Genomic DNA, 6,836 nt, shown 5'->3' with positions numbered 1-6,836 from the left:
GTGCCGTCATTGGTTATTGGTGTTTTAAAGTCCGAAGTCCAAAGATACCAAAGTCCAAAAAGTCTTAACTCTTGGCTCTTGATTCTTCTTCCCCCTCAAAACTGGCATTGTTGTTGTTCTAACTTATTCAAGTTAAATCATATCTACAAAAAAACGAGTAACATGAAAGATCAAGCAAAAATTATAGCCGCACTGTTAGTAGGTGCAGCAGCAGGAGCTGCATTGGGTTTATTGTTGGCTCCCGAAAAAGGCAACGAACTTAGAGACGATATTGCCGATTATATAAACGACCTGGTTGATACCGCTAAAAACAAGGCGCAAACAACTGCCAGTGGCATAAAACAATATAGCAGTGATGCCGTTGAAAGGGCCAAATCAAAATTTAATGGCACGGTTAGCGATCTTTATGATTATAAAGACGATGCTTTGGAAGCAGCAAAATCAAAGGCAAGGGCTGCTACAGAAAAGGCACAACATGTAGCCGAAGAGGTTGTTGATGACGCTAAAGCAAAAGTAAAGACTACTGCAAATAACTGGAACAATACTATACAAAATGCATAATTTTTAGTACTAAGCTAAAAACAAAAAAACCGGCCAGAAATTGCCGGTTTTTTTGTTTTAAATATTATTGATCTTATTTAATAGTGAACGTGTTATTATTCTCGGTTGCGTCCATAAAAATGCCACCGTCTAGGGTTACAGCTTGAATTGTTTTGGCAGTTTTAATGTTGACGGAAATCTGTTTTTCATTTTTTTGCCAAACGGCAGGCGTCTGGTGTTTGGTTTCAGTTGTTCCATCGGCATAAGTTATTTTTACATCAAACGGAATAGCAAAACCGCCAACGTTTTTTATATCGGCAATGTAGCCGTCTTTAACTTTGCCAACTTTTAGCAGGTTAAGGTCGATGTAGTAATTGGTGAAAAACCAGTTATTGAAAAACCAATTGAGGTTAGCGCCGGATACATTGCTCATGGAGTTAAAGTAGTCCCATGGTATCGGGTGCTTGCCGTGCCAGCGGTCCATATAGCCATGCAGGGCTTTTTTAAACAGGTCGTCGCCAAGCATGTCTTTCAAAGCGAAATAACTTAACGATGGCTTACCGTACGAATTGTTACCATAGCCACCCCTCAGTTCGTTAGACATGGTGATAATAGGTTGGTCTTCGGCGGATGATGCATCATGAATCCATCCATTTATCCTGAAGTTTTTATAAAGTGCATCGGCTTTTTCGGCGCCCACTTCGTCGGTGCCAATCAAACGTTCAAAAGTTGTGGCCCAGCCTTCATCCATAAAGGCATAACGGCTTTCGTTAATACCCATATAGAATGGGAAATAAGTATGTGCAATTTCGTGATCCTGAACAAAGGCGGCAAACTGAATATCATCGGTATGGCTGTCATTGACCATCATAGGATATTCCATATCCGCAAAACCCTGGAAAGCCGTCATCTTAGGGAAAGGATAAGGCACGCCCGGCCAGTTGTGCGATAACCAGCTTAACGAATGACGGCCAGCCTGCACGGCATGATGAAAATCTTCAGACTTATCTAAAAAGGCAGCCTGCATACTTGCCCTGCGGTGCGTGGCATCGTCAACAATGGCGCTTGCGGCATCCCATACATAATGATCGCTAATGCCAACAGCCATATCGCTGATATCATTGGCTTTCCAAACCCAGCTGTTTTGGCCTTTTTGCGCTGTAATTTCTTTTTTGGCAAGGTCGGCAGCGGTTGCTACATGTATGGTCGAATCGCTGGTCATGGATGTTGCCAGGCGTTTGGCGTATTCTGGTTGTAAAACCTGGTTAGGGTTTTGCAATGTGCCTGTTGCCCAAACTATATAGTTTTTAGGGGTGTTTACGGTAAGGGTGTAATCGTTAAAATCGTTATAAAACTCCTGTGCGTCTAAAAAAGGCAGCCTGTCCCAGCCGTTATAATCGTCATAAACTGATACACGTGGGTAAAAATAGGCCAGGTAATAGGAGGTAGAGTCTATCATACCCTCGCGTCCACTTTGTAACGAGATCTGGAAATGCCAGTCGATATCCAGTTTCAGCGAATCATGCGGCATTAAAGGTTTTGTCAAACTTACCGCCATATTGGTTGAAGCTCCTTTACTATTAACTTTCTTAGCCTCGCCATTAATCAAAAACTTATCGAACTGAATGCCGCTGGTCAGGTAATCTTCGTCTGCATCTCCAAACCGTGCAACACCCGGTTTGTGAATATTCAGTATCAGCTTCATATTAAGCCTTTTCAGCGTATCAGGGCTGTTATTTACGTAACTTATGGTTTCTGATCCCTTGATATTTCTATCTGGCGGTAGTGCAGTAATGGTGATGTTGTAAGTGCCATGGTTTTGCCAGTATTTTTGCCCGGGTTTACCATCGGCCTGTCGCGTTCCTTTTGTAAACGCTTTTTGAATATCACGCGGCATGTACAAGGATTGGGCCCTTACCTGCGTCAACGCAAAACAAGATAACGCGCATAACGCGATTGGTTTGATCAGTTTCATAATATAAATAAATTCAGTGTGTCAACTTTTGTAAAGATGCTTTTAACATCAAATAGTTACAAACTAAATAAAAATTTAACACACATACTTACTGGTCAGTTTTTCGTAACAAAATTGTAACATCTTTTTAATTGAGAATAAATAGTTTGCGATTATGGGAAATATTTTTTTTATTTGTTCAAGTTATTTTAATAGGGGTATTAAATAACTAATATTTAAGCCATCCGAACTTGTTCGGGTGGCTTTATTTTTTCATAATGGGTTTTTAAAAGGCTGTTTACTCCTCGGTAAGGTATTCCTTTGATATAAGCACAAACAGGCGGTCGTTGTCTGTCGATTCGTCAAAACATTCAGTAAGTAATTGGTTAACCTTATCGTATTTCAACAATTTGGCAACCATCATCAGCATTCGACAGGATGTAATATTAACATGCTCAAGTAATTGCAGGTACATGATGATGTCCATATCACTCAAAATAGTTATTTCCTGTTTTTCATCCAGGCAAAACTCATCTTTGACAATTGATTTTATGGGGTTGCAGTTTTTATCCGACGGCGTTTCGCCCATATAGGCATAAACTTCGTCCATACGGGCTATCTGTTTTTTAATATCCCCCCAAAACTCGTGTATGGCCAGTTGTAAATTATTGAAGGAAGCCAGGCTTATAATGTGCTCCATGTTATTATTAAGATAACACTTGCCAAAGTAAATGCGGTTAAGGTTGTGTAAAAACACCTGTTTTAACGAATAGTGGTTTAAGTAATTAGGGGTATTACCGCTCATATCTTTAAAAATAAATGTTGTGATCAGTAGATTAACCTACCGGAAGGTTGACCAAAAGTAATACTTATAGGGTTAATTTTATTTTATATTTTAATGTGCCCATATAAGCTAACTTTGCCTGCTGATAAGCATGACTATGAAATATAAATTAGGCGATTTTGTTCGGTTTGTTGACGAAAAAATGGAAGGTTTTGTAACGCGCATTATTGACGACCAAATGATAGGCGTAACCGGCGATGACGAATTTGAAATACCGGTGCTGGCCAGCAAAGTAACAACCGTACATGGCTATGAACCAGCCGGGGCAAAAAAGGCTGCGATAGCTGATGAAAAACCAGTTGATTTGGGGTTATTTGAAAAAAAAGGCRTTTATATTGGTGTTGTGGCTGATGTAAAGGCTCCTTCGGTAGTTCATTTTCATTTGGTTAATACCACATCGTTCCAGCTATTGGCAGCCTTTAACACCGAAAAGCAACAGGTATTTAAAGGCGAGTTTGCCGGTGTAATAGCTCCATCATCCGCAGAAAAAATTTACTCGGCTCAACTGGCCGATTTGCAATTATGGCCGTTGTTTACGTTCCATATTGTTTATAACACCAAACAGAATATCGAACCACCTTTGCCATTGGTTGTAAAAGAAAAATTTAAGGCAAAAGACTTTTCATCAACCAAAAAACAGGTGCCTTTGTTAAACCAGGCCGGGTGGCTGATAAGGCTTGACGAACCGGATTTGGTGATAGATGCCCAAAAACTAAAAGAAAGCTTTTTTAAGCCCGCCGAAGAAAAGGTTGTATTTGAAAAGCCGGTAAGCGAGGTTGATTTGCATATAGAGAAGCTGCGCGACGACCACCAGTTTTTACAGGCCAGTGAAATGATTCAGATCCAGCTGGCCCACTTTCACAAAGCCCTTGACTCGGCCATAGTACATCAGCTGCCTGATATTACATTTATTCATGGGGCAGGCAACGGCATTTTACGGCATGAGTTGCATAAACTATTGGGCAAACACCCTAAAGTACAAACCTTTATGGATGCCCGTAAAGAAAAATTTGGCTATGGCGCTACAAAGGTGATTCTGAAATAAAACATGGTAGATAAAACCCGCGGTAGTGTAAATAACATTGCGGGTTTTATTTACCTGAATACATTTTCTTTTACTAAAAACAAGGGTAGCGAGCCATGATCTAACACGCGCGAGTGAAAGTCCCTAATGTTAAACTCCGTGCCCTGCTTTCTTTGCAATTCCTCTTTCCAGTGCAGTATTTGCAGCGCTCCGTATTTGTAAGTAACTACCTGGGCAGGCCAGCGGCGCATGCGGGCAATTTCGCGCAAGGCAATGTCATCCTGGTTGCGGATGTTCTTTTTCCAGAATGCAAGGGCCTGTTCATCAGTCCAGCCATAATAGTTTAGCCCAACGTCAAGCGGCACGCGTACCGAGCGTACAATATCCCATTCCCACTTGCCCAACTCATCATAAGGCGTTTGGTATACCCCCAATTGCTTGCCTAATTCTTCGGTATAAGCGCCCCATCCTTCGGCAAAACCCATGTAATAAAAAAGTTGCTGTACTGCCGATGTTTTGGTTTTGCTTTCAACACTTGCCTGGTAGTGATGCCCCGGCACAGCTTCGTGTATAAACAGCCAATCGTATTGGCGCTTGTTGTAGGGCTTATCAAAAAGATTATAGTAAAAAGTGTTGTTATCGTAATAGCCGGGTGTTTGCGCCAGCTGCCTGCTCTCGCCTGCCTTGATCTTTAAAGGGTTTGGCTCCGCATCATTAAACAGCCTGGGCAGGTTGGTATATATAATTGCTTTGGTATGCTCAAAGCTTTGTTGCACTACTTTGGGGTCGCTTTCAAAAAAAACAGCATCATTTAAATGTTTATAAAAAGCATCATCTGATAAGCCGGTTTGTTGCCGCACTAATTCAATGTGCCGCTGTACACGGGCCACCTCTGTAAGGCCGAATTTGTAAATTTCGTCGGGTGTTACATCGGCGCTTACCCATCGTTTTAATAAGTAGGCATACCATGCCTTACCGTTTGGGATAGTTATAATGCCGCCTGTGGGTATTTTATCCAGGCGATGTTTTATCCATTCCTGTTCCAACGCCAGGCGCTCCAGGTTTAGGCCAGTTTCATAAGTAATCAGGTTATAATCCAGCTTTTGCGCCGGCGTTAGTTTATCGGCTTTATAATTTAAAAGGCCAGACTGTGTCCAGGTAAAAAAAGCGGCTTGCTTTTGTATATTTTCGGCGGTGCCAATATGTTCCAGTCCACTTACATAACTCAGCTCAAGTTGTGGCAGGTTAAGAGCTTTGTAGTCGCTTACAAACTTATCCGAAAAAGCATCAAACTTTTCTTGCGCGCCTGCATTAACTAAGCACAGTATAAAAAAGTAAAAACAACATAAATTTATCTTCATCAACAGGTATTTGAATGGTTAATATATTCGATGATAATTTGGCGCCGATGTTACAAAACATGCGTTTTATAATGTAAATTGTAACCGCCATGTATAAATTTATTTTTGTTATTCTCTTATTAATTATAGGCAATAAAACCATCGCGCAGGTAAATTATCCCGATGCGTTATTACCAACTGATACCCCAAGACTTTTTGCTAAAGGACTACTAACAGATGGACTAAGCAACCGCGATTTTGCCATGTCGCCAAAAGGCGACGAGATATTTTATACTTTACAACAGCCCCGTTTTGTAACAAGCACCATTTTACAACTGGTTAAAAATAACGGTAAATGGGGCAAGCCACAGGTAGCCCCGTTTTCGGGCCGATATAAGGATCTGGAAGCGACGTTTTCGCCCGATGGGCAGACGGTTTATTTCTCGTCAGACAGGCCTACGGTAAGTAATCCCACAAAAAAAGACTTTGACATTTGGCGGGTTAAGCGTAAGTCGAACKGTACATGGACAGAACCGGAGAACTTAGGCACGATAGTTAACACAGATAAAAACGAATTTTACCCCAGCATAACCCGCAGCGGCAACCTGTATTTTACGGTAGAGGCCGACTATGGCAAGGGCAGCGAGGATATTGTAATTTGCAAACCGGCAGCAGCGGGCGGTTTTGGCAAGCCAGAGAGCCTGCCCGAAGACATCAATACCAAGTATGATGAATTTAACGCTTTTGTTGATCCCGACGAGCAATTCATCCTCTTTAGTTCGGATGGCCGGCCGGATAACCTTGGCCGCGGAGATTTATATATGAGCCGTAAAGATAAAGCAGGTAACTGGCAGCCGGTAAAGCATCTACCTGGGCCTGTCAATTCTATCGCCATTGATTACTGCCCTTTTGTAACATGGGATAAAAAGTACCTGGTATTTACCAGCAGCCGGTTAAATAAAGATTTTACAAATGGTAAACCCAAAACCTATCTGCAATTAAAGAAATTGCTAAGTGATGCGGGAAATGGCTGGGATGATATCTATTGGGTGAAATTCAACCCCGATTGGTAACAATAGAGTGGAGAAACTAACGAAGTTTTTAAAACTTCGTTAGTCTGGGATCTTTCGAGTT

At 41.5% G+C, this 6,836-nt stretch carries 6 protein-coding genes; 3 read left to right on the top strand and 3 right to left on the bottom strand.

Annotated features, from left to right (window positions below; genetic code table 11):
* Window positions 1–162 precede the first annotated feature (162 nt).
* Window positions 163–561 carry a YtxH domain-containing protein gene (locus AC1DU2_RS24915; protein ID WP_477357127.1) on the top strand — a complete coding sequence of 133 codons (399 nt, stop codon included), beginning with the start codon at window positions 163–165 and terminating at the stop codon, window positions 559–561.
* Window positions 562–634: 73 nt separating this feature from the next.
* Here the strand turns inward: AC1DU2_RS24915 and AC1DU2_RS24910 are convergent, their stop codons facing one another.
* Both AC1DU2_RS24910 and AC1DU2_RS24905 read right to left on the bottom strand, forming a co-directional pair.
* Window positions 635–2,515, bottom strand: a complete 1,881-nt coding sequence (locus AC1DU2_RS24910; protein WP_477387729.1) for a M1 family metallopeptidase — start codon at window positions 2,513–2,515, stop codon at window positions 635–637.
* Window positions 2,516–2,792: 277 nt separating this feature from the next.
* On the bottom strand, window positions 2,793–3,299 hold the full coding sequence (locus AC1DU2_RS24905) for a DUF892 family protein (RefSeq protein WP_477387727.1): 507 nt from the start codon (window positions 3,297–3,299) through the stop codon (window positions 2,793–2,795).
* 136 nt (window positions 3,300–3,435) lie between these two features.
* On the opposite strand from AC1DU2_RS24905, the gene AC1DU2_RS24900 reads away from it, so the two are divergent.
* The gene (locus tag AC1DU2_RS24900) at window positions 3,436–4,383 is read left to right on the top strand and encodes a Smr/MutS family protein (RefSeq protein WP_477387725.1); all 948 of its coding nucleotides are present in this window, start codon (window positions 3,436–3,438) and stop codon (window positions 4,381–4,383) included.
* Between the two features lie 50 nt (window positions 4,384–4,433).
* Here AC1DU2_RS24900 and AC1DU2_RS24895 read toward each other — a convergent pair whose 3' ends face one another.
* Window positions 4,434–5,723, bottom strand: a complete 1,290-nt coding sequence (locus tag AC1DU2_RS24895) for a DUF885 domain-containing protein (protein ID WP_477387723.1) — start codon at window positions 5,721–5,723, stop codon at window positions 4,434–4,436.
* 89 nt (window positions 5,724–5,812) lie between these two features.
* Between AC1DU2_RS24895 and AC1DU2_RS24890 the strand changes: the two genes are divergently transcribed.
* Entirely contained in the window at window positions 5,813–6,775 is a 963-nt protein-coding gene (locus AC1DU2_RS24890; protein WP_477387721.1) for a TolB family protein, read from the top strand.
* The last annotated feature ends 61 nt before the right edge of the window (window positions 6,776–6,836 follow it).

Source organism: Mucilaginibacter sp. P4_C11 (assembly GCF_056402115.1).
The sequence above is the reverse complement of the archived record's forward strand: the minus strand, read 5'-3'. Positions and strand labels throughout refer to the sequence as shown.

Excerpts from the sequence above, each read along its gene's own strand:
- AC1DU2_RS24915 (WP_477357127.1), top strand. The coding sequence starts at position 163 with ATGAAAGATCAAGCAAAAATTATAGCCGCACTGTTAGTAGGTGCAGCA.
- AC1DU2_RS24910 (WP_477387729.1), bottom strand. The coding sequence starts at position 2,515 with ATGAAACTGATCAAACCAATCGCGTTATGCGCGTTATCTTGTTTTGCG.
- AC1DU2_RS24905 (WP_477387727.1), bottom strand. The coding sequence starts at position 3,299 with ATGAGCGGTAATACCCCTAATTACTTAAACCACTATTCGTTAAAACAG.
- AC1DU2_RS24895 (WP_477387723.1), bottom strand. The coding sequence starts at position 5,723 with ATGAAGATAAATTTATGTTGTTTTTACTTTTTTATACTGTGCTTAGTT.